The sequence below is a fragment of the Alkalimonas sp. genome (assembly GCF_020831925.1).
In the GTDB taxonomy this organism is placed as follows: Bacteria; Pseudomonadota; Gammaproteobacteria; order Enterobacterales; family Alteromonadaceae; genus Alkalimonas.
Genome location: NZ_JAFIFQ010000049.1, coordinates 1 through 22,784, shown reverse-complemented (window position 1 = coordinate 22,784; position 22,784 = coordinate 1). Strand labels below are relative to the sequence as shown.

The 22,784-nt window shown below is 49.6% G+C and carries 21 protein-coding genes, 1 tRNA gene and 1 pseudogene; 9 read left to right on the top strand and 14 right to left on the bottom strand.

Annotation, left to right across the window (positions count from 1 at the left end):
- Positions 1-305: pseudogene (locus JJU14_RS13430) on the bottom strand (hypothetical protein); the annotation flags it as partial.
- Between the two features lie 80 nt (positions 306-385).
- Positions 386-460: transfer RNA gene (locus JJU14_RS13425), tRNA-Arg, on the bottom strand.
- Between the two features lie 354 nt (positions 461-814).
- Between JJU14_RS13425 and sufB the strand changes: the two genes are divergently transcribed.
- The 7 genes from sufB to JJU14_RS13390 are packed head-to-tail and all read left to right on the top strand — an operon-like array spanning position 815 to position 6,932.
- Complete coding sequence (sufB, locus tag JJU14_RS13420; RefSeq protein WP_228614198.1) at positions 815-2,251, top strand: Fe-S cluster assembly protein SufB; 1,437 nt, start codon at positions 815-817, stop codon at positions 2,249-2,251.
- A gap of 7 nt (positions 2,252-2,258) precedes the next feature.
- Entirely contained in the window at positions 2,259-3,023 is a 765-nt protein-coding gene (gene sufC, locus JJU14_RS13415; RefSeq protein WP_228614197.1) for a Fe-S cluster assembly ATPase SufC, read from the top strand.
- Positions 3,020-4,279 (top strand): Fe-S cluster assembly protein SufD, encoded by a 1,260-nt coding sequence (gene sufD / locus JJU14_RS13410; protein ID WP_228614196.1) that lies wholly within the window; start codon positions 3,020-3,022, stop codon positions 4,277-4,279. The genes sufC and sufD overlap by 4 nt, the downstream gene beginning before the upstream one ends.
- Positions 4,276-5,508, top strand: a complete 1,233-nt coding sequence (locus tag JJU14_RS13405; RefSeq protein ID WP_228614195.1) for a SufS family cysteine desulfurase — start codon at positions 4,276-4,278, stop codon at positions 5,506-5,508. Before sufD ends, JJU14_RS13405 begins: the two co-directional genes overlap by 4 nt.
- A gap of 9 nt (positions 5,509-5,517) precedes the next feature.
- The gene (locus tag JJU14_RS13400; RefSeq protein WP_228614194.1) at positions 5,518-5,886 is read left to right on the top strand and encodes an iron-sulfur cluster assembly accessory protein; all 369 of its coding nucleotides are present in this window, start codon (positions 5,518-5,520) and stop codon (positions 5,884-5,886) included.
- Between the two features lie 43 nt (positions 5,887-5,929).
- Entirely contained in the window at positions 5,930-6,463 is a 534-nt protein-coding gene (sufT, locus tag JJU14_RS13395) for a putative Fe-S cluster assembly protein SufT (RefSeq protein ID WP_228614193.1), read from the top strand.
- A gap of 55 nt (positions 6,464-6,518) precedes the next feature.
- Positions 6,519-6,932 carry a SufE family protein gene (locus JJU14_RS13390; protein WP_228614192.1) on the top strand — a complete coding sequence of 138 codons (414 nt, stop codon included), beginning with the start codon at positions 6,519-6,521 and terminating at the stop codon, positions 6,930-6,932.
- Positions 6,933-6,996: 64 nt separating this feature from the next.
- Here the strand turns inward: JJU14_RS13390 and JJU14_RS13385 are convergent, their stop codons facing one another.
- The 8 genes from JJU14_RS13385 to rppH form a co-directional block, all read right to left on the bottom strand.
- Positions 6,997-7,533, bottom strand: a complete 537-nt coding sequence (locus tag JJU14_RS13385; protein ID WP_228614191.1) for a FlgO family outer membrane protein — start codon at positions 7,531-7,533, stop codon at positions 6,997-6,999.
- A 98-nt stretch (positions 7,534-7,631) separates the two neighbouring features.
- Positions 7,632-8,363, bottom strand: coding sequence for a FlgO family outer membrane protein (locus JJU14_RS13380; protein WP_228614190.1), 732 nt, complete (start codon positions 8,361-8,363; stop codon positions 7,632-7,634).
- Positions 8,364-8,381: 18 nt separating this feature from the next.
- Positions 8,382-8,966, bottom strand: coding sequence for a FlgO family outer membrane protein (locus JJU14_RS13375; RefSeq protein ID WP_228614189.1), 585 nt, complete (start codon positions 8,964-8,966; stop codon positions 8,382-8,384).
- An 86-nt stretch (positions 8,967-9,052) separates the two neighbouring features.
- Complete coding sequence (locus JJU14_RS13370; RefSeq protein ID WP_228614188.1) at positions 9,053-9,904, bottom strand: thymidylate synthase; 852 nt, start codon at positions 9,902-9,904, stop codon at positions 9,053-9,055.
- Positions 9,901-10,746, bottom strand: a complete 846-nt coding sequence (gene lgt / locus JJU14_RS13365; RefSeq protein WP_228614187.1) for a prolipoprotein diacylglyceryl transferase — start codon at positions 10,744-10,746, stop codon at positions 9,901-9,903. Before lgt ends, JJU14_RS13370 begins: the two co-directional genes overlap by 4 nt.
- Before the next feature lie 19 nt (positions 10,747-10,765).
- A complete protein-coding gene (locus tag JJU14_RS13360) occupies positions 10,766-11,560 on the bottom strand; it encodes a sulfite exporter TauE/SafE family protein (RefSeq protein WP_228614186.1) in 795 nt (264 codons plus the stop codon).
- 55 nt (positions 11,561-11,615) lie between these two features.
- Positions 11,616-13,874, bottom strand: coding sequence for a phosphoenolpyruvate--protein phosphotransferase (ptsP, locus tag JJU14_RS13355; RefSeq protein WP_228614200.1), 2,259 nt, complete (start codon positions 13,872-13,874; stop codon positions 11,616-11,618).
- Between the two features lie 22 nt (positions 13,875-13,896).
- On the bottom strand, positions 13,897-14,400 hold the full coding sequence (gene rppH, locus JJU14_RS13350) for an RNA pyrophosphohydrolase (protein WP_228614185.1): 504 nt from the start codon (positions 14,398-14,400) through the stop codon (positions 13,897-13,899).
- Positions 14,401-14,782: 382 nt separating this feature from the next.
- Here rppH and mutH point away from each other — a divergent pair, with 382 nt between their 5' ends.
- Positions 14,783-15,445, top strand: coding sequence for a DNA mismatch repair endonuclease MutH (gene mutH / locus JJU14_RS13345; protein ID WP_228614184.1), 663 nt, complete (start codon positions 14,783-14,785; stop codon positions 15,443-15,445).
- A gap of 10 nt (positions 15,446-15,455) precedes the next feature.
- On the opposite strand, the gene JJU14_RS13340 is transcribed toward mutH, so the two are convergent.
- On the bottom strand, positions 15,456-16,298 hold the full coding sequence (locus JJU14_RS13340; protein WP_228614183.1) for an ABC transporter substrate-binding protein: 843 nt from the start codon (positions 16,296-16,298) through the stop codon (positions 15,456-15,458).
- A gap of 83 nt (positions 16,299-16,381) precedes the next feature.
- A complete protein-coding gene (locus JJU14_RS13335; protein ID WP_228614199.1) occupies positions 16,382-17,272 on the bottom strand; it encodes a sterol desaturase family protein in 891 nt (296 codons plus the stop codon).
- Positions 17,273-17,355: 83 nt separating this feature from the next.
- On the opposite strand from JJU14_RS13335, the gene JJU14_RS13330 reads away from it, so the two are divergent.
- Positions 17,356-17,919, top strand: a complete 564-nt coding sequence (locus JJU14_RS13330; protein ID WP_228614182.1) for a TetR/AcrR family transcriptional regulator — start codon at positions 17,356-17,358, stop codon at positions 17,917-17,919.
- Between the two features lie 130 nt (positions 17,920-18,049).
- Here JJU14_RS13330 and JJU14_RS13325 read toward each other — a convergent pair whose 3' ends face one another.
- Together JJU14_RS13325 and JJU14_RS13320 are read right to left on the bottom strand one after the other, a co-directional pair.
- Positions 18,050-18,640, bottom strand: coding sequence for a hypothetical protein (locus JJU14_RS13325; protein WP_228614181.1), 591 nt, complete (start codon positions 18,638-18,640; stop codon positions 18,050-18,052).
- A 3-nt stretch (positions 18,641-18,643) separates the two neighbouring features.
- Positions 18,644-22,684 (bottom strand): RHS repeat-associated core domain-containing protein, encoded by a 4,041-nt coding sequence (locus JJU14_RS13320; protein WP_228614180.1) that lies wholly within the window; start codon positions 22,682-22,684, stop codon positions 18,644-18,646.
- Positions 22,685-22,784 lie beyond the last annotated feature (100 nt).

Sequence of the window (22,784 nt, the reverse complement as noted above, 5' to 3'; positions counted from 1 at the left end):
AACAATACCTTCTGCGCTGACACGTGCGCAATCCTGGTTAACTCACCGTGCTGCAGAAGCGCTGGTACCACACCGTCAGCAGCATAGCCAAGTGCATCTTGCTGCGACCATTTAGCGCCTGTGGCGTTAAAACCACTTAGTTGTAATATCGCCAGTTGGTAAAGCATTAACAGACTCCAATCATGACCAACTGCCAGCATAAAGCGCACCTGCGTCATATTGTGTCGCAGGCAGTTACTGCAAATAACGATGCTTTCTAAGCAGCTGACTTTGCCCTCTGAATCGACACTACTGATGTGTGTCATGCGCTCTTGACGCGCTCCAGCTACCCAGTCGTTGATTGACATACCGCCAGCTAAAGGGGAGAGGTGGTAAGATGAGGTCTTGGCTGCCCCAGCAGGAATCGAACCTGCAACTGCCCCTTAGGAGGGGGCCGTTATATCCATTTAACTATAGGGCAACAGCGCTGAATTCTATCAGAAAATTGCCGTCAACCAAAAGCCTTGATTTTCGAGCGGATTTAATTCGGTAGTTTTGGATAAACCCGCAGCAAAATCAGGTAAAATACCCTGTCTTTTATTCATACAGATCGAGCCAAAACAAGGCTTCGTACGTAAGCAAACATCTAATAACCGAGTAAAATAGTCAGGAATAATAGTTGAGCATTTTAGTCAACTATTATAGAATGGGCTTCAGACAAGTCCGTAATTCCATCGCATCCACTCGCTGATACAGCGATCAGCCGGTTACGATACCCGGTTAGTATAAAAATTGCGATGTGACATAAACAACGACAGCAGCGAGAATCATAGCCATGACCGAGCAGATCCAAGAAGCATTATCCCGAAAATATGAAGCCGGCTTTGTGTCTGACATTGAGTCAGAAACCTTCGCCGCAGGGCTTGATGAAGATGTGATCCGCCGCATTTCTGCCATGAAAAATGAGCCTGAGTGGATGTTGGAATGGCGGCTGCGCGCTTACCACAACTGGCTTGGTATGGAAGAGCCTGACTGGGCTCATGTGCGGTACCCTAAAATTGATTATCAGGCGATTTCCTATTACTCCTCGCCCAAAAGCATGAAAGATAAACCCAAATCTCTGGATGAGGTCGACCCGGAGCTGTTACGGGTATACGAGAAGCTGGGCATTCCTTTGTACGAGCAGGAAATGTTGGCTGGCGTTGCGGTCGACGTGGTGTTCGACTCGGTGTCGGTGGTCACGACCTTCCGGGAGAAATTAAAAGAAGCCGGCGTTATCTTTTGCCCCATTTCAGAGGCGATTCAGGAATACCCTGAGTTGGTAAAAAAGTACCTGGGTACTGTGGTCCCCCGCTCTGACAATTATTTTGCTGCCCTAAACAGCGCCGTATTTACCGATGGCTCCTTTGTGTACATTCCAAAAGGTGTGCGCTGCCCGATGGAGCTATCCACCTACTTTCGTATCAACGAGCAAAACACCGGCCAGTTTGAACGTACTCTGATCATTGCCGATGAAGGCAGTTATGTCAGCTACCTGGAAGGCTGTACCGCGCCGCAACGCGACGAAAATCAGCTGCACGCTGCTGTGGTCGAATTGGTGGCGATGGATGATGCGCAAATCAAGTACTCCACCGTGCAAAACTGGTACCCAGGCGATGAAAATGGCAAAGGCGGTATTTATAACTTTGTGACCAAACGCGGCTTGTGCCATACCAACGCCAAAATCTCCTGGACTCAGGTGGAAACCGGCTCTGCCGTCACCTGGAAATACCCAAGCTGCATTTTAAAAGGCGATAACAGCGTCGGTGAGTTTTATTCGGTGGCGCTGACCCGTGGTCACCAACAAGCCGATACCGGCACCAAGATGATCCACCTGGGTAAAAATACCAAGTCCACCATCATTTCCAAAGGCATCAGTGCCGGCCAAAGCAATAACAGCTACCGTGGCCTGGTGCATATGGGGCCGAAGGCGGATGGTGCCCGTAACTTTACCGAGTGCGACTCCCTGTTAATTGGCGATCGCTGCGGTGCCCACACCTTTCCGTACATTGAAAGTCGTAACCCCACCGCCAAAGTAGAGCATGAAGCCACCACCTCGAAAGTGAGTGACGATCAGTTGTTTTTGTGCAAACAACGCGGTTTGGATGCAGAAAAAGCCGTCTCGATGATCGTCAACGGTTTCTGCAAAGAAGTATTCAAAGAATTGCCCATGGAGTTTGCCGTAGAGGCAGGCAAATTACTCGAAATCAGTCTCGAAGGCTCAGTAGGATAATTACCAGATGCTAACCATTAAAAACCTGCATGCTCGTGTAGAGCAAAAAAACATTTTGAATAACCTGAACCTGGCTATCAAACCTGGTGAGGTACACGCCATTATGGGGCCAAATGGCGCTGGCAAAAGCACCCTGGGTTATGTCCTGTCTGGCCGTGAAGGTTATGAGGTGCTCGACGGCCAGGTTGATTTTCAGGGGCAGGATTTACTGGAGATGGAAACCGAAGATCGGGCCAGACATGGTCTGTTTCTGGCATTCCAATACCCGGTTGAGATCCCTGGTGTCAGCAATATGGAATTTATGAAAGAGTCGGTGAATGCCATGCGTCAGCACCGCGGCGAAGAGCCTCTGACCGCAGCGGAATTTCTGAAAAAAGCCAAAGAAGCCTGTAAGCAAGTGCAGCTGCCACTGGATTTTTTAAAGCGTGGGGTGAATGAAGGCTTTTCTGGTGGCGAGAAAAAGCGCAATGAAATCATGCAAATGATTTTACTGGAGCCGACGTTGTGTATCCTGGATGAGTCGGACTCTGGTCTCGATGTGGATGCCTTGCAAGTGGTTGCCAATGGGGTGAACAGTCAGCGCGATGGCAAACGCAGCTTTATTGTCATCACGCATTACCAACGTTTGCTCGATTACATTGAGCCAGATTTTGTCCATATCCTGGCCAATGGCAAAGTAGTGAAAAGCGGCGATGCCAGCCTGGCCAAGCAAATTGAGCAAGAAGGCTATGCCTTTTTGGGGCTGGATACCAGTGAGGAGGCAAGTGCATGAGTGCATGGCTGCAGCAGGTCATAGAGCGTGGCCAGGGCATTGATGACTGGCTAAGCCCGGCACGTGCGCGCGCGCTTGACGCATTAAGCAACACAAGCTGGCCAACCCGGTGCACTGAAAGCTGGAAGTACACCTCGTTAACGGCGTTGGAGCAGCTTGATTTAACAGCCGAATCGGCAGAGCAACCGTCCACTGTAGAGCCAATCCCTGGTGTAGATGGTCTGGATTTGGTGTTTAAAAATGGCGTGTTGCAAACTGACCTGGCGCAGTTGAACTTGCCGGCAGGGTTACAAATTACCAGTGTGCAAACGACATCGGCTGTGCAGCAGGTAATCGCCACCACCCTGTTCTCCCAGATCAAACCCAAACACCACTTGTTTGGCCTGGTGAATGATGCGCTGGCCGGCGACGTCTTGTTTATTGATATCGAGCAAAACAGCCACATCGGGCAACCTATTCGCATTATTAGCCTGAGCACTGGCGGCCATGAGTCGCATCACCGGGTACTGGTTCGGCTTGGCAACCAGGCCAAAGCGACCCTGATTGAGCAGGCCCTGGGCCAGCAAAACAGTCTGAGCACCGGTTTCACCGAGTGTGACTTAGGTGAACAGGCAGAGCTTGAGCATTACCGGCTTGCGATGCATACAGGCGAGGCCATTTACTTCGGTGGCTGCCATTTCTGCCTGCATCATCATGCCAACCTGAACAGCACCCTGATTGGTTATGGCAGTCAGTTATCGCGCACCGATATTGATATTATTCACAATGGTGAGCATGCCAAAGCAAAGCTCAATGCGGTTTACTTGCTGGGCGAGTCCGAGCATTTTGATCTGCACAGCACCATTGAGCATGCCAAACCCAACGGCACCACCGAAGAAAATGTACGCGGTATTGTCGGCGATAAAGCCAACGCTGTGTTCAATGGCCGTATTCATATTCATCGTGATGCCCAGAAAACCCTGGCTGAACTGAATAACCGCAATTTATTATTGTCGCGCCGCGGCCAGATCAACACCAAACCTGAGCTGGAAATCTATGCCGATGATGTACAGTGTGCCCATGGCGCCACGGTCGCAGAGATTGAAGAAGAAGCGCTTTATTATCTTATGTCTCGTGGTATCTCGCGCTCTAAGGCATTGGTGATGCTGAACTATGGCTTTATTCAGGAACTGATCAACCAAATGCCAAACCAGCAGCTGGCACAGTGGCTGGAGCCTCAGCTAAGAGCCCGCTTTAAGGAGATGGAAGTTCGATGACTGCAGCTATCAGCCATTTCGACATCGACGCAATCCGAGCTGAATTCCCCATTTTGCAGCAACAGATTGAAGGCAACCCGCTGGTCTATCTGGATAATGCAGCGACGACACAAAAGCCGAAGGCGGTCATTCAGGCCATTACCAATTACTACACCCAATGCAATGCCAATGTGCATCGCGGTGCCCACCATCTGGCTGATGAAGCGACCCGGCGCTTTGAACAGGCGCGCGATACGGTGGCCGCTTTTATTCGAGCTAACGATCGCAGCGAAGTGATTTGGACCAGCGGCACCACGGAAGCCATCAATATCGTGGCCAATGGCATCGGGCAACGCCTGCAGCCAGGTGATGAAGTGCTGGTGACGGAGATGGAGCATCATGCCAATTTAGTCACCTGGCAACAAGCGTGTAAGCGAAGTGGCGCCAGCTTAAAAGTGGCACCGATCCACGACAATGGTGCTTTGGATACCGCAGCTTTTACCCGTTTGCTTACCGATAACACCAAGCTGGTCGCTCTGCCCCATGTCTCCAATGCGCTGGGTACCGTCAACCCAGTAAAAACATTGACAGCAGAAGCACACGCCAAAGGCGCCCTGGTATTGATTGATGGCGCTCAGGGCATTGCGCATGGCGGTGTGGATGTCAGCGATATCGGCTGCGACTTTTATGCCTTTTCTGGCCATAAGCTGTTTGGCCCCACCGGGGTTGGTGTGCTCTGGGGTAAAAAAGCGGTGCTGCAGGACTGGCCAGTCTGGCAAACCGGCGGTGAAATGATTGCACGCGTCACCTACCAAGAGTCTACTTGGGGTGAACTGCCCAACCGCCTGGAGGCTGGCACACCGAATATTGCCGGTGTTATTGGCCTTGCTGCCGCCATTGATTGGTTTAACCAGTTTGACTTAACGGCTGTCCAGGCGCATGAACGCAGATTGCTCGATTACGCCACCGAACAAGCGCACAGCTTTGACGGTCTGCAGATTGTGGGAACGGCAGCGGATAAAATCGGCGTATTCAGTTTTTTACTGGAAGGAAGCCACCCGGCTGATGTCGGTTTTTTATTGGATAAGCAAGGCATTGCCATTCGAACTGGCTCGCACTGCGCCCAACCACTGATGCAGCGTCTTGGCGTTCCCGGCACAGCCAGAGCCTCTTTTTCGGTGTACAACACACTGCAAGAAGTGGATGCATTATTTATTGCGTTGAAAAAAGCCCGGCAGATGCTTGCCTAAGGATAAACCATGCACGTAGAAACCTATACACCAACCCAGACAACAGATGGCGATGCCGTCCGCCTGACCGAAACCGCTATCCGACACTTCGAAAGCAAGCTGGTCAGTACGCCAGGCCATGTGGTTCGGTTATCCACCAAAACCAGTGGCTGTACCGGCTATGCCTATGTGCTCGACATCGTTGCTGAGGCCAAAACCGGCGATGCAGCCATTCAGGCCAGCGATCGCCTGACGTTCTGCATTGCAGCCGATGCATTGAACCTGGTTCGAAACACGGAAATCGACTACGTCAAAGAAGGTTTAAATGGTGTGTTGAAGTTCAACAACCCCAATGTGGTCGTAGAGTGTGGGTGCGGCGAAAGCTTTAATGTGAGCTAAGCAGTGTATCCACACTGCGGTTGTTTGCTCTGAAGGTGAATGAATGCAACAAAAAATAGTCTCCACCGAGCGCGAATGTCTGGTACGGCGCGTGCCAAATGGCGATAAACAACTTATCCCGGCTGGTGAGTTTGTGACCATCACTCAGGACCTGGGGGGTAACTTTACCATTACCTGGCGCGGTAACATGTACCGGGTGGATGGTACCGATGCCGATGCCATTGGCCGCAAACCATTGAAGCTGGAGTTTACCACCCCCGGGCATTCCGGCATCGAAGAGCATCAGGTCTATCAGGCACTGGAAACCGTGTACGATCCGGAAATTCCTATCAACCTGTTGTCGCTGGGGTTAATCTACAAGGTCACAGTAGAGCAAGCAACGCATACGGTGCATATTGATATGACCCTGACCGCTCCTGCCTGTGGCATGGGGCCAGTGCTGGTTGGCGATGTTGAGCATCGGGTCGGCATGGTGCCAAACGTAAAAAAAGTGCTGGTGAACCTGGTGTTTGACCCGCCTTGGTCACGCGAGATGATGAGCGAAGAAGCACAACTTGAAGCTGGATTATTTTTTTAGTGCACCAGAAGCTTCAACCGATATCCGGCAATACAAAGCAAACAAAGAGTCCGTTATGAACTTACCAGGCTATGAAGACATCATTGAAGACTTAGCATTTTTTGATGATTGGGAGCAACGCTATCAGTACATCATCGATTTGGGCAAAAGTATCCCCAAGCTGGCCGCAGAGCAAAAAACAGATGAACTCTTGGTACCAGGCTGCCAAAGTAAAGTGTGGTTACTGAGCCATACCAAGGATGGCGTGCTGCAGTTTCAGGCCGATAGCGATGCGGTCATTGTGAACGGACTGCTGGCCATTGTGTTGGCCGCTTACCACAACCAGACACCGGCTAGGATCCTGGCCTTTGATATTGACGACTATTTCCAGACGCTGGATTTAGAGCGCCATATCAGCCCAACCCGCGGCAATGGTCTGCGCGCTATAGTGGCAAAAATACAAGGCCTGGCTAAGCAGGCACAATCTTGACGCTAAAAAAACTCACCTCTTAAGGAACCGTGGCAAGCCGCTGCTGCAATACAAGCAAGCCAGGCTAGGGGCGGATTTGATTCAACACCAGGTGAGGGATAAATGCACTGGCACTGCTGCTGATAGTCTGGGCGTCGAGCTGCACCACCCGGGCCTGCACTTCCATGCCACGCTCAGTACTAATCAGAGTACCGGTAAGAATTGCATCCATCTGAAGCTGTCTTGCCAGCAAGCGGGTATCACGTGATAGGGCAAAATCGCCCTGAGGTCCAATCCATAACTGGCTGGTAAGCTTGTGCTCAACCACCGCAATACCATGCTGCGGTAAGGCAGTGCGCAGCAGCTCAGCCAGTTGATTGCCAAGCGGTGTAGTTTGGCTCAGGCTTTCATCCAGTTCAACAAAGCTGCTGATGGCAATGCGCTGGCCTTGAATGGAGTCACTTTGAGCCAACTGATAAGCCAGTTGGTCTACATAGTGCTGTAACCGCTTCTGGCTCTGGGGTAAATGAGGCAGCCATGCCTCGGACGTATGTTGTTCGGAAGCCGCAGGCTTGCGGTACCAGGTCGCTGGCTCCGGCAATTTTGCTGGATCATGCTCCATATTTTGGCAGTGATCATCTCGGCAAAACGATAGCTGGCTGCAAGCACTCAATAGAATGAGCATGAACGGCAAGCAAATCAGTAAGCACAATGGGCGCATTATTCAGCGCCCTGCTTTAAGAGTACTCGATGATGACGCTCTGATGGCTGCAAACCGGCAATCACTGGCTGCGGAATAAAGCCTTGCGCCACGGCAAGTACCCGTTTTGAGTCGATACCTACCAAACGGGCATTCACCATAACACCGGATTGGTGCCGCACCATCGTACCGCCCAGCACATACTCTATTGGTTGCTCTTCGCGCAGCTCCAGAAAGTCCCGACTGAACACGAAGTCACCTTCCGGCGTCACTCGAATAAAGTCGGTGGTTTTAAAATCGATTTGGTGCAAGCCAAACTGATGTACTTCATGCATAAAGCTTTCGGCCAGCTGATTGCCAAGCAAGTCCGTTTCATCGTAAGGGCCATCCAGATAGACAAAGCTGGTTACAGCAAAGACAGAATCCGCAATTTTAGGATCCATCACTGCCATTAAATCGTGCATCATGCCCTGAACATAGTGATTCAGCGACATATGCTGCCCACCTTGATACCGCTGCTGCAAGCGTGCTTCTGCACGTCTGTTGCTGCTGTAGCTGGCTTGTTGGGCAGTCAGGCTCTGATAGTAACTGGCATCTTGCTCCGCCGTAACAGGAACCGGAGCGGCCCTTAGGGTGCGTTCGCGGTAATCCTGCCACTTTTGCTGCGACGCACAACCACTAAGCAGCAATACAGCTACCAGCCCAATAAACCCTTGCTGTCTTAACCTACTGTGCTTGATGCTGCTACGCATAGTGCCCCCGCTTTCGAGTTAATGAGATGACCGGTAGATCATTTGCTGGCGGAGCTGCACCTGCTCGGCAGAACCCAACACGGCGGTAGGGATCTGATCGGCGGCAGCAGCCAATACCCGGTTTGTCTCTGTATCGACCAGCCGTGCATTAACTATAGTAAAATCTTCATGTTGCGACATAGTACCTGCGATCACATAACGCACCGACTGCTCCGTTGCCAATCCGGATAATTGCCGGGTAAGCAGGCTGTCGTGTTGAGCATGCAATTGCAGGGCCTGACCAGCACGAAACTCCGTTACCTGATAGCCCAGCTGACTGGCCACCGTCAGCATGCTTTCCTGCAACTGCAGGCCCAAATGGCGCATTCGCACATTGGTTGCATCCGGCTGCAAGGTGGCGCTGTCGGTAAAGGTTACCGCCGTCATGCTGCCATGCGGTAAGGGCGGTAAGCCAGTTAATAGTTGATCTGCCAGCCGCTCGGTATAAAACAACACAGGATCAAGGCGTGGTTTTGCCTCGGTATCGGCAGCTTGTTGCCGTACAGCCAGTTGACTGCAGGCACTTAACGCCAGTACGACCACTAGAAATAGCCCGTTTCTCACAATAACGCCCCAGCTTTCAACCACAGATATCAGCGTTCATTCAAAATCAGTGCCAGATCCATACCATCAAGCCAACAGCAGCGGCGTCACACCGAGAACGGATACTGGATTGCCGGGTGGCTCTGATAGCCTTCCACCGCGAAGTCATCCAAGGTGACCCAGGTTTCCAGATCCTGTAAGGATTGAATTTTCGGGTTGATGATAAGTCTGGGCGATGGGAAGGGTTGCCGTTTAAGCTGCACGTCCCGCATCAGCGCCAATTGATCTTCGTAGATGTGTGCATTGACAATTTTGTGGTAGGCCACGCCCGGCTTTACACCACAAATTTGCGCCATCAACGCCAAAAAGGTAAAGACCTGCACCTGATTAAAGTTCAGTCCCAAAGGCACATCGCAGGAGCGTTGATAACTGGTGAGATAAAGGGTATCGCCTAGCAATGAGAAGTTGTGGGTGTGCATGCAAGGGCGCAGGCAGCCACGGTCAAACTCGCCAGGATTGTAGAAAGTGATGATCTCACCACGATCATCCTTGCCCTGGCTTAAGTCGCTGACCACTTTTTGCAACTGATCGACCACACTGCCATCGGGTCCGGCCCAGGCCCGGCCCTGCACACCGTATACCCGCCCCATATCGTCGGTACCTTTACGGTGCGGGTTGGCCAGCCAGGCGGCGTTGTCGTTGGCATTGGCATCCCAGGTTTTGGTACCTAGGGCTCTGAAATCAGCCGCATTGCTGTAACCACGAATATAACCCAGCAATTCGGCAATGGCGGCTTTCCAGTAACTTTTGCGGGTGGTGATCAGTGGAAATTCGTTGGCCGCCACTTGGTATTCAAGGTCGGCATTGACTACGGTCAGACAGCGCTTACCGGTGCGCTCATTCACCACCCAGTGGCCTTGCTCGATAATACGCTGACAAAGCGCCAGATACTGCTTCATGCGGCCCCCTTCTTACCTGGTTTACGGCTTGGCTTGCTGCCTGCATCGCTTCCTGGTTGACGCAGTTGGCAATAAGCAATCAGAGCAAGACCTGCCAGGATCATCGGCAGGCAGAGCCACTGCCCCATAGTCATACCCAGTGATAACACGCCAAGGTGTGCATCCGGCTCACGGAAGAATTCGACGATAAAACGTGCCACGCCATAACCCAGCAGGAAAACACCGCCTAAGGTGCCTTTCGCCGGTTTGAAATGGCGTACCAAAACAATAATAACAAACAGCAGAATACCTTCCAAAGCCACGTGATACAGCTGCGATGGATGCCGTGGCAGTGGGCCTGCTCCCGGGAAAACCATGCCCCATGGCACTTCGGTCACCCGCCCCCACAGCTCGGCGTTGATAAAGTTCCCTATGCGGCCGGCAGCCAGCCCAAGTGGGATCAAGGGTGCCGCGAAATCGCCAAGCGCCAGAAAATCTTTTTGGTACTTACGGGAAAACCAGGCCATCGCAGCCAGCACACCCAGCAAGCCACCATGAAAAGACATGCCGCCGGTCCAGATTTTTACCAGGTACAACGGATCAGCCAAGAAGCTGTCAAACTGGTAGAACAACACATAACCGATACGCCCGCCCAGAATCACCCCTAAAAACCCATAAAACAGCAAATCACTGACTTGCTGGGAGGTCCAGCCAGAACCAGGCTGAGCCGCGGCACGATTGGCCAACCACCAGGCCAGAACAAAAGCTACCAGGTACATTAAACCATACCAATGAATGGCCAGGGGGCCGATGCTGATTGCCACCGGATCGATATTTGGAAAACTTAGATAGGATTGCGACATGGGATTGTTTAAGTCCTGCTTAGGCAAAAAACATGCGAAGTGCTACCAGCATCAAAAAAACACCGAAGAAGCGCTTAATTTTCATCACTGGCAACTGTTGGGTCAGACGGGCTCCAACCGGCGCAGTGAAAATGGATGTGAGGATAATCCCCAACATGGCTGGCAAATAAATAAAGCCAAGAAAGCCATCACTCAGCTGATACTGTTGCCAGCCGGCGATAACATAGCCTAGCGTGCCAAAAAGTGCAATTGCTACCCCGCTGGCAGCAGCACAACCAATGGCCCGCTTCATATCCACCGAAAAATAATTCAGCACTGGCACGAACAAGGCGCCGCCGCCAATGCCGAGTAAGCTGGCCAACCCACCCAGTACACCTGAAACACCGACAATGGTCGGGTTGCCAGGTAAGGAACGTTTTCCCACCACTGAGCGAGAGCCCAGCATACGAAGCGCAATTAAAGTCACCGCCACCGCAAAAATCCGCTGCAATACCACCCCATCCACCAGATGTGCCAGATAACCGACACACCAGGCTCCGATAGCAGAGCCCAGCATAATGCGACTGGCCAGAGGCCATGGGATATTGCCCCACTTATGATGCGCCCGAATGGATGACGTTGCCGTAATCACAATGGAACCAAGCGACGTCGCAATCGCCACCAGCATGGCGTGTTCAGGTGCCACGATGCCAAAGGCTGGCAACAACATCAACAAAACCGGCACCACGATTAGACCACCACCTATGCCAAGCAAACCCGCCAGCAAACCAACAATGGCACCCATCAGCGCTGAAATAACGATGATACTAAACAAGAAAATTTCCTTTCAAAAGGCACTGCCCGGGCACGAAACCCCAGATAAAGACAGCTTAAGAACGTAACTGAGATGCCAGGTTTTTCTGCTCTAAAAAGCCATGCACTTTACGACGAACAATCTTGGGCGACTCACTGTTTAGTGCATCATTCAACACCAGCTGCAGTTCCTGCAGGCTTACCCGGCGCAACAACCATTTGATTTTGGCCAGCTGACTACTGTTCATGCTAAAGGAATCATACCCCATTGCAGCCAGTAACAAAACACCAGCAGGCTCCCCAGCCAACTCGCCACAGACGCTGGTCGGCAGTTGCAATGCCTGCAACTGCTGCCCCATCTGATTCAACGCACGCAAGACTGCCGGGTGCATCGCATCGTACAAGCTGGCGACCCGGGCATTGTTCCGATCCACCGCCAACAGGTACTGTGTTAAATCATTAGTGCCAATCGAACAAAAATCTATTTTGCTGGCCAATTCGTTAAGCTGATACATGATAGAAGGCACTTCGACCATCACGCCAACTTTTGGTCGCACCAACTCTAGCCCCAATTCATCACCAACTTCAAAGCACGCCTGTTTGATCAGTCGCAGAGATTCGTCCACTTCCGACAACTCAGAAATCATCGGCAACAAAATATGCAGATTATTGGACGAAATATCAGCTTTGAGCATCGCGCGGATTTGCACCAAAAAAATTTCCGGATGATCCAGTGTTAAACGAATACCCCGCCAACCCAGAAAGGGATTTTCTTCGTTGATGGCAAAGTACGGCAAGGGTTTATCACCGCCCACGTCCAGGGTACGCATAATCACGGGCTTCCCCGGGTAGGCAGACAGCATGTCACGGTACAGTATCACCTGCTCTTGCTCGGTGGGAAACTGATTGCGGATGATAAAAGGAAACTCGGTACGGTATAAACCGACACCATCGCAAATTTCGTTATTGATTTGCTCGGGGTCAACCGCTAAACCGGCGTTGATCATCAAGGCAAACCGATGACCACACACGGATTCAGCTGGCAGCGTCACTTCAGCCTGATAATGCGCTGATAACTCAGCATCTTCACTGATCAGTTGCTGATATTCCGCGTAAATGGCTTCGGCTGGGTCCAGCAAAATATGGCCCTGGTAGCCATCGACAATGACACGTTGTCCCTGCCATTGCATCAACGAAAGCCCCTCAACACCCATCACGGCAGGCACGCCGAGCGCTCTGGCCATAATGGCGGCATGCGAGTTAACCGAACCGCGTAAAGACACAATAGCGACCAGTTGCTGCCTGGGGACTTCAGCCAACATGGATGCAGTCACATTCTCGGCCACCAATACCACTTTATCGGGTAATTTGTGATGTCGCTGCTCGGTATCGAGCAAATGAATCAACACCCGCTCGCCTAAATCGCGGATATCAGTGGCCCGCTCTTTAAAGTAAGCATCTTCCATGTCTTCAAACTGACGGGCAAACTTTTCCACCACCCGCTTCAACGCACTTTTTGCGCACCAGCCATCAGCAATTTGTTGTTCAATCTCCTGCCCTAAACTGGCGGCATCCAGCAATTGCTGATAGACATCAAAGATAGCCAGCGCATCCACCGGCAAATGCTCTGCCATACGCTCGGACAAACGTTTAAACTCAGCCTTGGTGATGCGGACCGCCCGATAAAAGCGTGATAACTCTTTATCCGGCTCTTCGGAGCGCTGCAAGGATACGGCATTAAAGTCGCTGGCTGGCTGCAGCACATAAGCTTCACCAATAGCAATACCGGGAGCTCCGGGTAAACCATTTAATTGACTGGAGCGGCTTTTACTACCAGTACCTGGACTGGCCGCTTCGCGCAATTCAGCATTTGCCAACACAGAAGCTAACTGAGCACCCAATGTCACCAGAAAGGATTCTTCATCTTCGCTGAACACCCGCTCCGTGCCCTGCTGAATCGTAAGCACGCCAAGAACTTTGCGGTGATGAATAATCGGACACCCCAAAAAGGCAGAAAAGCGATCTTCACTGACTTCTGGGGTTACTTTAAAACGCGGGTGTTGATGAGCAGCGGCCAGGTTAATGGGCTCTTCACGTTGCCCAACCCAGCCAATCAGACCTTCAGAGAAGCCAATAGCGATTTTACCGACAGCTTCAGGGTTCAGGCCATCGGTTGCCATCAGCATAAAGTGATGCTGATCGTAATCCGCAAGATAAACCGAGCAACACTCCGTATTGAGTGCCAGCTTAATATTGGTGACCAGACCAGACAGCGCCTGACTCAGAACAGGCTCTTGCGCCACATCCTGAACAATGCGCCTTAACTGGCTGAGCATGGCCATGGCTTATCCATCCGAATTACCCTTTTTGTTTTCCTATTTTACGGGGAAACGGCAAAGCGATCGGGGCAAACTCTTTCATGACTTTACGGTAAACGTCGCGCTTGAAGGCAACCACTTGACGTACCGGATACCAGTAACTGACCCAACGCCAACCATCAAATTCTGGATGGGTGGTTTTGGCCAGATCCACATCCCCATCAGGGCAGGTCAACCGCAGTAAAAACCATTTCTGCTTTTGACCAATGCAGACCGGGTTGCTGTCACGTCGAATCAGTCGCTTTGGCAACCGATAACGCAACCAGTGTTTGGTCACCGCCAGAATTTCGACATCTTCCGGCTTTAAACCAACCTCTTCATTCAACTCCCGGTACATGGCTTGTTCAGGCGTTTCCCCCTGATCAATGCCGCCTTGCGGGTACTGCCACGAGTGTTGTCCGTAACGTCTTGCCCAAAACACCTGTCCCTGGTGATTGCAGATCACTATGCCGACATTGGCCCGAAAACCTTCGGCATCAATCACATAAACCTCGAGCTTTTCACAACAGCTATAGCAAAGATTCTTTCACAAAGTTATCAGTACGGCAATCGGTATTTTATCTACAGCATAACTCAGAGACTTATCCACAAATAGACGTACACCAGATGCTCCATGTGCACTTTTTCACAGCCTGTGTGGATAATGCTGTGCAAAAACAGGCTTTATCCCATGAACAACTTAGTGTGCTTCAATTTGAAGTCAGGGTTGGCTTTATAAATTCATGTAATTTCATTAAGTTATGTTTATACTCAGCACTTATGAAAAAACGAGCCTTGTGCATAACACAGATCGCTGCCTTTTTATGCAACGAGCAAAATTCCTGCATGTTATGCTGCAAGCCTGTACAAAAGCCCGGTTTAAAACCATGAAAACACCTCAGACTCTTGATGAATTAATGCTGCGTTGTCAGGCTTTGGCTGGATTAACATTAGGTCAGCTGGCTGCTGAATTGGGCTTGGCTGTACCAAACAATTTAAAACAAGACAAAGGCTGGGCTGGTCAGTTGTTGGAGCAAGCCCTGGGGGCTAGTGCTGGCTCCAAGGCAGAACCAGACTTTCCTGAATTGGGTGTCGAGTTAAAAACGCTCCCCATAGATAGCCTTGGCAAGCCTCTGGAAAGCACCTATGTTTGTGTGGCGCCGCTCACCGGCATCAATCAACAGCAGTGGCACGATTCGTGGGTGTGCCAAAAACTAAGTAAAGTGCTCTGGCTACCGCTGTTAGCAGAGCGACGTATTCCTGTAGCCGATCGGGTTATAGGCAGTGGTTTTTTATGGCAGCCAGATTCTTGCGAGCAACAATTGCTCCAGCAGGATTGGGAAGAGTTAATGGAGCTGATTGCTTTAGGCGGTATCGATCAAATCCGGGGCGCTCATGGCCAGGTTCTGCAATTACGTCCAAAAGCTGCCAATAGCAGGGCGTTAACTGCCGCCATTGGCTCAGATGGTCAACCTATTCAGGCTCTGCCCAGAGGCTTTTACCTGAAAAGCAGCTTTACGCAGCAGCTGCTGCGTAAAGCCTTTGGTTAGAGCTGATAACTTAGTGATCATACTTATCAATGATCTGCTGGTAGACACCGCTTGCTTTAATCTGTGCCAGACCGGCATTGAATTTTTCAACCATCGCCTCACCGACGCTAGCCCGACTGAACATCACATACACTTGCGAACTTTCTAACCGAATACCATGTGGCTCAATATACTGATCCAGGCCTTTGCGACGTAAAATAGATGCCCCAACAAAACTATCTTCTAAAAAGCCATCAATCTCTTCATCAATCAGCCGTGCCATATTCATTTCACTGATGATAGCCCCAACAAATTGCGAATGGTGATCATCGCTAGTATAAAGCGCTGTAATTTCATCACCATAATAGTATTCATTGACGATACCTAACTTATGACCCGCCTTCACAAAATCGGTAATGGTGCTATAAGGCATATTGGCTTCATAGCGCCGGACATACAGAATAAACCGCTCTTCACGGTAGGGATCGGAAAAATACGCAAACTGCTGACGATCATCCGTCATCGAGGCTCCAAGCACAAAATCCACCTCTCCATCACGTAAAGCACTCAACAACTCAACCCAAGTACCTTGCTGCATAGCAACCGAGCACCCCATAGACTTGGCAATAGCATGCACAATTTCAACATCCAAACCGGTAACCACATTACCCACCCCAACATACTGATAGGGCTCCCAAGCATCAAAGCCCATGGTCAATTGGCAATCTGCCGTATGCGCTTTGGGCTCTTCCATCCGATAGTCGTTTGCTTGTGCCGTCGCGGCATCTTCAGACACAGCCTGAGTTTGTACCTGAGGCTCGCACCCCAACAATAAGAATAAAACAGCTGATAATCCTAGCAAGAAAGGTTTCATATCACACCTCTGCAATTAGTGTATCCACTTTCAAGCTTAGTGTAGATTTAAAAAATTTCCTCTTGTGTCAACGACTTTTCCTTTTATCCGTCCATGCTTTTACCAGACTCAGTGGTTATTTGGTGCTTATCAGCAGATGCAATCGGCAAGGGCTCGGCTTTAGACGGTGCCTCAATCACCACAGCCCATTTTTCTCGCCAGCCAGACGCTTGCTGCCAGTCCAACCACATCAAACGCCATTCATCAAAGGTAATCACCAGCGGATTGTTGGATTGAAAGTTGGTGGTAATACCATAACGGCAAGGCTCAGCATCGTCTTCCGGCTGAAAAGTACCGAATAGCCGATCCCACACAATCAACACACCGGCAAAATTCTTGTCGATGTACTGTGGATTGCATGCATGGTGCACTCGGTGATGGGATGGTGTGTTGAGTACCCATTCCAACCAGCCCAGATGTTTAATCGCCTGCGTGTGCACAAAAAATTGAAAGGCCAGGTTTAGCGATACCACAGCCAATACCAACCAGGGTGAAAAGCCAAGCAGCATCATGGGTAACCAGAACAGCCACATGCCGGATACCGGATACATCAAGCTTTGACGAAAAGCAGTACTTAAGTTCAGTTGCCTTGAGCTGTGATGCACAATGTGCGACGCCCAGAACCAACGGATGTGATGCGACGCCCGATGGAACCAGTAATACAAAAAATCCTGCAGCACAAAAGCCAGCAACAAGGTGTAACCATTGATTGGGATCTCAAAAAACCGGTATTGATGCAACCACCAATAAAAAGGCATCAGTATCAATAAAGCCAGCAGCTCACCAGCCTGATGCATCAGAGCCAATGCGGCATTGGCCAGGGTATCACGCCAACGGTACCAGTTGTTCCGCAGCCGCTGACCAAACCACCACTCCAATGCCACCAAACCAAGAAAAACCGGGCTTAATGCCACTAATATCCACTCAACCGGGATCATCCAAAGCTGCCTCTTAACGGAACTATGCCATACTTATAGCAAATTTCGCTCGTACAGGTCATTCAAAACGGTGGCATCCAATGAACAAGCAGCAGTCAATTTTACAACAGGCGATGCAACTGGCGGAACACAGTGATTGGGAAAGCATCCGGTTACGGGATATTGCCAGTAGCCTGAGTATCCCCTTACTGGAGATCCATCAGCACTTTAAGCAAAAAGACGATTTGGTGGATGCCTGGTTTAATTTGGCAGACCAAGCCATGCTGGCTTGTCAGCAGCAACCTGACTTTGAACACAGCTCGGCGCAAGATAAGTTGCTAACAGCGATGATGCATTGGCTGAATGCTCTGGCCGCTCATCGCCGGATCACCCGGCAGATGCTGTATTACAAGTTGGAGCCAGGCCATGTCCACTTGCAAGCAGCCGCCATACTTCGTATCAGCCGCACAGTACAATGGTTACGGGAAATCGCTGATTTAAAAGCACAAAACTTCAAACGCATCGAACAGGAGTTGTATTTAACCGCTGTCTTTACCTCCGGCTTCATCCGCTGGCTAACAGCACCGGAGCCCGCAGTAACAACAGCTCGCAGCTGGCTGGAGCGTGGCCTGCAACTTGGCCGTTGGCGTAATTTGTGGATTTAAAGCTCAGTTATCTACACATTTATTTCGAGCAAAAAGATTGCTGGCACTGCACCGCATTGCCAGCCCTGCTGGTCACCGCTGATCACTTCTACCGGCATGTACTGACCGGGCTGCTGGTATTATTAGCTTATCAATCTTCAGAATGGGGGCTATGTTGCGCTTTCTGCTTCTGTTGTTTGTTTTTGTAATCGACCCAACGCTCTCGCAGTGCTTCTATCAATGCCAAAGCGATAAAGAAAAAAGCCAGACACCAGGGGTTTGGGTTGTAATGAATGCCTAAGCCTCTTGCTGGGTGAATTAAGGGTTTATTGGGGTTTACCAGATCTACCGCATAAATCCACAAAGTCCCTTCACTAGTTGGACTCATGATCCCAAGGTGCCTTTTAATATAATAGGTAACTGTTCTGGAAGATTGAGACTTAGCTATAACATCTGAAATATTTTTACATTTCTGCCACCCGCTAAACCATACTTCTTGCTCAGGGAAGGATGTGTGTAAAATAATGCTGTCAGAGCCAGACACCCTTGGTATGCACTCTACTGCATAAAGCACACCCTCCACTTTTGTCAGCTCAGCTTCATCCACGCCATCGGTGTAATACCTGAAATGCCAGGTTAGATATAACAAACTAACGATTAGTACAATTTGCAAAGACACCGGTAAGCTTTTTAACCAAGCCATCACTTTCGACTGTTTAGGTAACGTCGGGATTTTTTGCACGGCTTAATCCTTTTTCTCAAGAGACTCAGCTAATTTCGCAGAATCGATGCGCCCACTTACGGAATATGTTTGAATACCATCGGCTATATTAGCAACATACCTTATTTGAGAGGTAGCAGCGGCGGCATCGCCGACATTACCAGCATTTTTTGCAACGCTGTTTAATGATTGAGCTCCTCCGCTCCATGTTCCTTGAGCAAAGTCACCTAATCTGCCTGCACTATCGATTTGTGACTGACTCATACCTAACTGAATAGCTCCACTCTCTAACGCCATTCCAGTAAGCGTCCGTCCGCCAGTCCAAGAAGACCTTATACCATCTAAACTTAATAGTGTGACCATAGCTCCGGGAGCTGTACCAACACCAGTTAAAGATGCTGCAACACCGGAAGCGAGACCTACACTACCCAATAGTACACCAGCCGGATCGTGAGGACCAGCCGCGACTATAGCATTGTTAATATTGCTGGCTGCTTGATTAAACTGTGCCTCCTGACGTGAGCTGAATAAGGCTCTAGCGGGATTTTGTACCTGTGACATCCATTGAAAATTAAATGGCTCTTTCCCATCCGGATCCACAAACTTATACGGATTATTATTGGCATAAGCATACCGATTAAACATCATCGGATTTGACGGGGTAAAGCCTACCGGGTCATTACTGTAAAACCTGCCGATAAGTGGATCATAATACCGCTGCTGCATATACGTTAACCCAAGCTCACCATCGTGCTTATGGCCGGTAAAGCCTATATCCGTATAAGTACTGCCTGGGATCCGCTGGCCAAAGGGCTGATAATGTTGCCGGCTATTGCTTTGGATCACACGGCTTGCATTCGTTTCCAACCGAGGGGAACCTAAAGCATCACTGTGCACATAGCTCGGGTTACTTCCTTTTGCCTTGGCAATGAGTTTACCTGCAAGGTAAATATAATCGGTACGGCTTCCATCGGCGGCTTGCTCATGCATCAATTGGCCGCCCAGGCTATAGACCTGGTAACTACTGCCTGAGCCACTGGTGCGCTTTATCATTCGGTTATGTCCATCGTAGACATAGCTGAGATTACCAGAGCTTGTTAATTGGTTGGCAAGATTAAAGCTTAAACTACGCACACCATTGTGAGTGATATTTCCTCGGGTATCGTAACCAAAGCTTCGGCTTTGGCTGCCGCTTATACCCGTTAAACGGTTATTGGTGTAATTGTAGTTTAGTGTGCTGCTACCCAATGTCTTTCGGGTAATATTCCCCACAGTATCGTATCGAATGCTGCCACTTCCCCACTGTCCATTCGCTACCTCTAGCCGGTCGCTGTCGTCATAGCGTAATGTCAAATTGTAATTTGGCGCGAGGCTGTCGGTTATACTAGTGACATTATGGTTATCATCATAGCCGTAGGTGAAGTTGATAAAATTGGTGCTGCCATGATAGTCACGTATATTTTGCAATCGCTTCTGACTGTCGAGCGTATGCTTTCGGATAATGCTATTCCCAAAGGTAAACTGATTTAGCTGACCTCCCGGATAGTAACTAACACCAGTCGCAAAACTCCCTGCCTGCCGGGCCTGACCCAAAGCATTTGGATTAAAACTGACGTTACGCCCACCTGGATAACTGACGCTACTGACATGACCTAAGTTGTTATAACCCCATCCGAGACTGAAAGTACGCCCATCGAAACTCAAAGTTTCAGTTTCTAATAGAGACTTGCTGTTGTAGGCATAGTTCCACACTGCTGTACCAGCGGTTAAACGGGTGAGATTCCCTTGATTATCCAACACATAAACTTTGCTGGGTGTACTGTCCGGATAGCTTATACTTCGCAGTTCACCTAAATTGTCATAACTGTGCGTCACTCTTTGCGCCACTGTGACCGAACCTTCATTGCATGCCGAGGCTCCACCAGAGGCACCTGCTGCAGACCAAACCACCTCCCCTATCATATTATAGCCATAAGCTGTATGCCCTATGTCGGGCCGAACAACGCGACACAAACGCTGTTGTCCATTGTAAAGCCTGGTTTCGGTTATACCTCCTTGTGTGATCACACTCAGGTTACCAAACAGGTTGTAACTTAAAGTGGTGGTACTGTCATTATTCTCTATTCTGACGGGCAGTTCATAGGCAGGACGCCCCCATGCCTGATAACGCGTATAGGTATTCAAGCCCCTGGCATTTTCAGTGCGTATCTGATTACCAGAAAGGTAGTAATAGCTGTTTCCTTTATAAGACAACGTACTTAGCTCACTTGTCAGTCGCTGCAAACCATCATACTCATAAAGCATGCCATTGCTTTCGAAGTTGCTGCTGCTTGGGTAAGAGATAAATACCGGATGGTTATAGGCATTGAATCGCTGCACGGTATAGCGTTGACTATTGCTAACAGTTGCATCCCACTCATGCGCTAAAACTGGCCGTAACAGAGCATCAAATGTAGTTTTTTTACGGTAATTACCCTGACTGATATGCTGTGTTTGCTGCCCTCCCTCCATTGGATAACTAAGGATAGTTGGAGCCCAGCGGCTATCGGCAGGCGTGATCCTGGTAAGACGCCGCAATCCGTCATACTGATAACTGGTTCGATTACCATTAAAATCGGTAACCTGTGCTATAGTGCCATCGTCATTTACCACCCGGCTCGCACTTATGAAGCAAGTCGCTGGATTACCGCAACTAGCTGTATAGCGCTGCGGTAGCTTAATAAGTTGTGCTTGTCCCCGCTTATATTGCTCGAATTGCACCCAGCGATTGCTGATGTTGTAACTATGCCGCATCAAATTGCCATCGTTGTGATAGCTGTTAAAAGTACTGATCAAGCTGCCAAAACTGCGCCGTTGGTAAGGCAGTGATTTGTAGTTATGCTGAGAGCTGTAGTAGCTCGTTTCCTCTACCGTTGTCCATTGGCTGTTGTTCGAAGAATACTCCAACTTGGCTGGTAAATTTAACAGCCAATGGGTTGTATCATGATAAAAAGTGGTTCGTTGCCAGCGGCTTTGGTTGTTAAGATTATTCGATTCTTTAACCAAGGTAGGGGTGCTATACACATTAAAAGCGGAGTAATCTGTGGTAAAGGTGTCGCCATTCTCTATCACTTGTTGCCTTGTAGTCAGCACTGCATGGCTAGTTAAATCGGCATTGCTATATTGCTTTGTGGCAGAACCAAAGCTCGCTCCTTTTGCAAAAGATTTCAGGATTCTCCTCAGCCGAGTTGTACCATCAGTATCAAAATAGTCCGTAAAGACTTCGCTGCCTTCCCGCCAGTCAAATCGGCGATTGAAATAATGTACGGTAACACTATTGTCAGGGGCTTTTACTCGGGTAAACTTCAAGTCACCAGCAACCATCCCCGACGGTAGACCACCACCAATGACTGTCACTGCCTGCTTTGGTTCATTAACAAATGCACCTTCATTTTCAGAATAGCTATACTGCCAGGTCATCGTATCAAGCCCTGACCCACTAATCGTTTTTTCCGTTAAAGCAATGGTGTTGTAACACCGGTCTATAGCAAATGCGTAACGATAATTGTGGTCATTTACCGGTCCCAGTTGTAGTTTAGGAACCTCAGTCCGACCATGGCGAACTGATTTGACCTTAAAATCGCCAACAGCGCCAGTCGGATGAGTAATTGTGACCAAGTGATGGGGAATAGCTCTACTATCATTGTTTAAACAACGTCCTTCTGTGTTAGGTGCTTGATCATAAAAAGAGGCTTGACTGTGGGCAAACTGCCAATGAGAGCCATCAGGCCGGTTTACTCTGGTCAGGGCGTTACTGTTATAGTTGTACGACCAGGTTTTGCCATGCGCAGTCGCCGAACTAACTCTGTTGTTGTTGTATTGAAGCGAAATGACCCTGCCATCGGAGGATTCAATTCGGCTTAGGTTATTCCCAGAGTAGTTATAACGAACCCAATTACCAAATCGATCATCAACACGACTGACTAGCATAAAAGAATGATAACGCGCAAAACTAACATTCCCTCCAGGACCATCACCTGGATCAGGTATCGTTAATCCATCCGTAGATGGTCGAGACTTCCACAAATCATCCCCGCGGACCATTCGTAATTTATCGAATGTATACGTCAGCTAAGGGATCCCCACAAATTTAAAGCTCATAGTATCAGCTCTTTTCCAATTTGAT

Excerpts from the sequence above, each read along its gene's own strand:
- JJU14_RS13340 (WP_228614183.1), bottom strand. The coding sequence starts at position 16,298 with ATGAAACCTTTCTTGCTAGGATTATCAGCTGTTTTATTCTTATTGTTG.
- JJU14_RS13385 (WP_228614191.1), bottom strand. The coding sequence starts at position 7,533 with ATGGAGCATGATCCAGCAAAATTGCCGGAGCCAGCGACCTGGTACCGC.
- sufC (WP_228614197.1), top strand. The coding sequence starts at position 2,259 with ATGCTAACCATTAAAAACCTGCATGCTCGTGTAGAGCAAAAAAACATT.
- JJU14_RS13390 (WP_228614192.1), top strand. The coding sequence starts at position 6,519 with ATGAACTTACCAGGCTATGAAGACATCATTGAAGACTTAGCATTTTTT.
- sufT (WP_228614193.1), top strand. The coding sequence starts at position 5,930 with ATGCAACAAAAAATAGTCTCCACCGAGCGCGAATGTCTGGTACGGCGC.
- sufD (WP_228614196.1), top strand. The coding sequence starts at position 3,020 with ATGAGTGCATGGCTGCAGCAGGTCATAGAGCGTGGCCAGGGCATTGAT.
- mutH (WP_228614184.1), top strand. The coding sequence starts at position 14,783 with ATGAAAACACCTCAGACTCTTGATGAATTAATGCTGCGTTGTCAGGCT.
- lgt (WP_228614187.1), bottom strand. The coding sequence starts at position 10,746 with ATGTCGCAATCCTATCTAAGTTTTCCAAATATCGATCCGGTGGCAATC.
- JJU14_RS13330 (WP_228614182.1), top strand. The coding sequence starts at position 17,356 with ATGAACAAGCAGCAGTCAATTTTACAACAGGCGATGCAACTGGCGGAA.
- JJU14_RS13380 (WP_228614190.1), bottom strand. The coding sequence starts at position 8,363 with ATGCGTAGCAGCATCAAGCACAGTAGGTTAAGACAGCAAGGGTTTATT.
- JJU14_RS13405 (WP_228614195.1), top strand. The coding sequence starts at position 4,276 with ATGACTGCAGCTATCAGCCATTTCGACATCGACGCAATCCGAGCTGAA.
- ptsP (WP_228614200.1), bottom strand. The coding sequence starts at position 13,874 with ATGCTCAGCCAGTTAAGGCGCATTGTTCAGGATGTGGCGCAAGAGCCT.
- sufB (WP_228614198.1), top strand. The coding sequence starts at position 815 with ATGACCGAGCAGATCCAAGAAGCATTATCCCGAAAATATGAAGCCGGC.
- JJU14_RS13400 (WP_228614194.1), top strand. The coding sequence starts at position 5,518 with ATGCACGTAGAAACCTATACACCAACCCAGACAACAGATGGCGATGCC.
- JJU14_RS13370 (WP_228614188.1), bottom strand. The coding sequence starts at position 9,904 with ATGAAGCAGTATCTGGCGCTTTGTCAGCGTATTATCGAGCAAGGCCAC.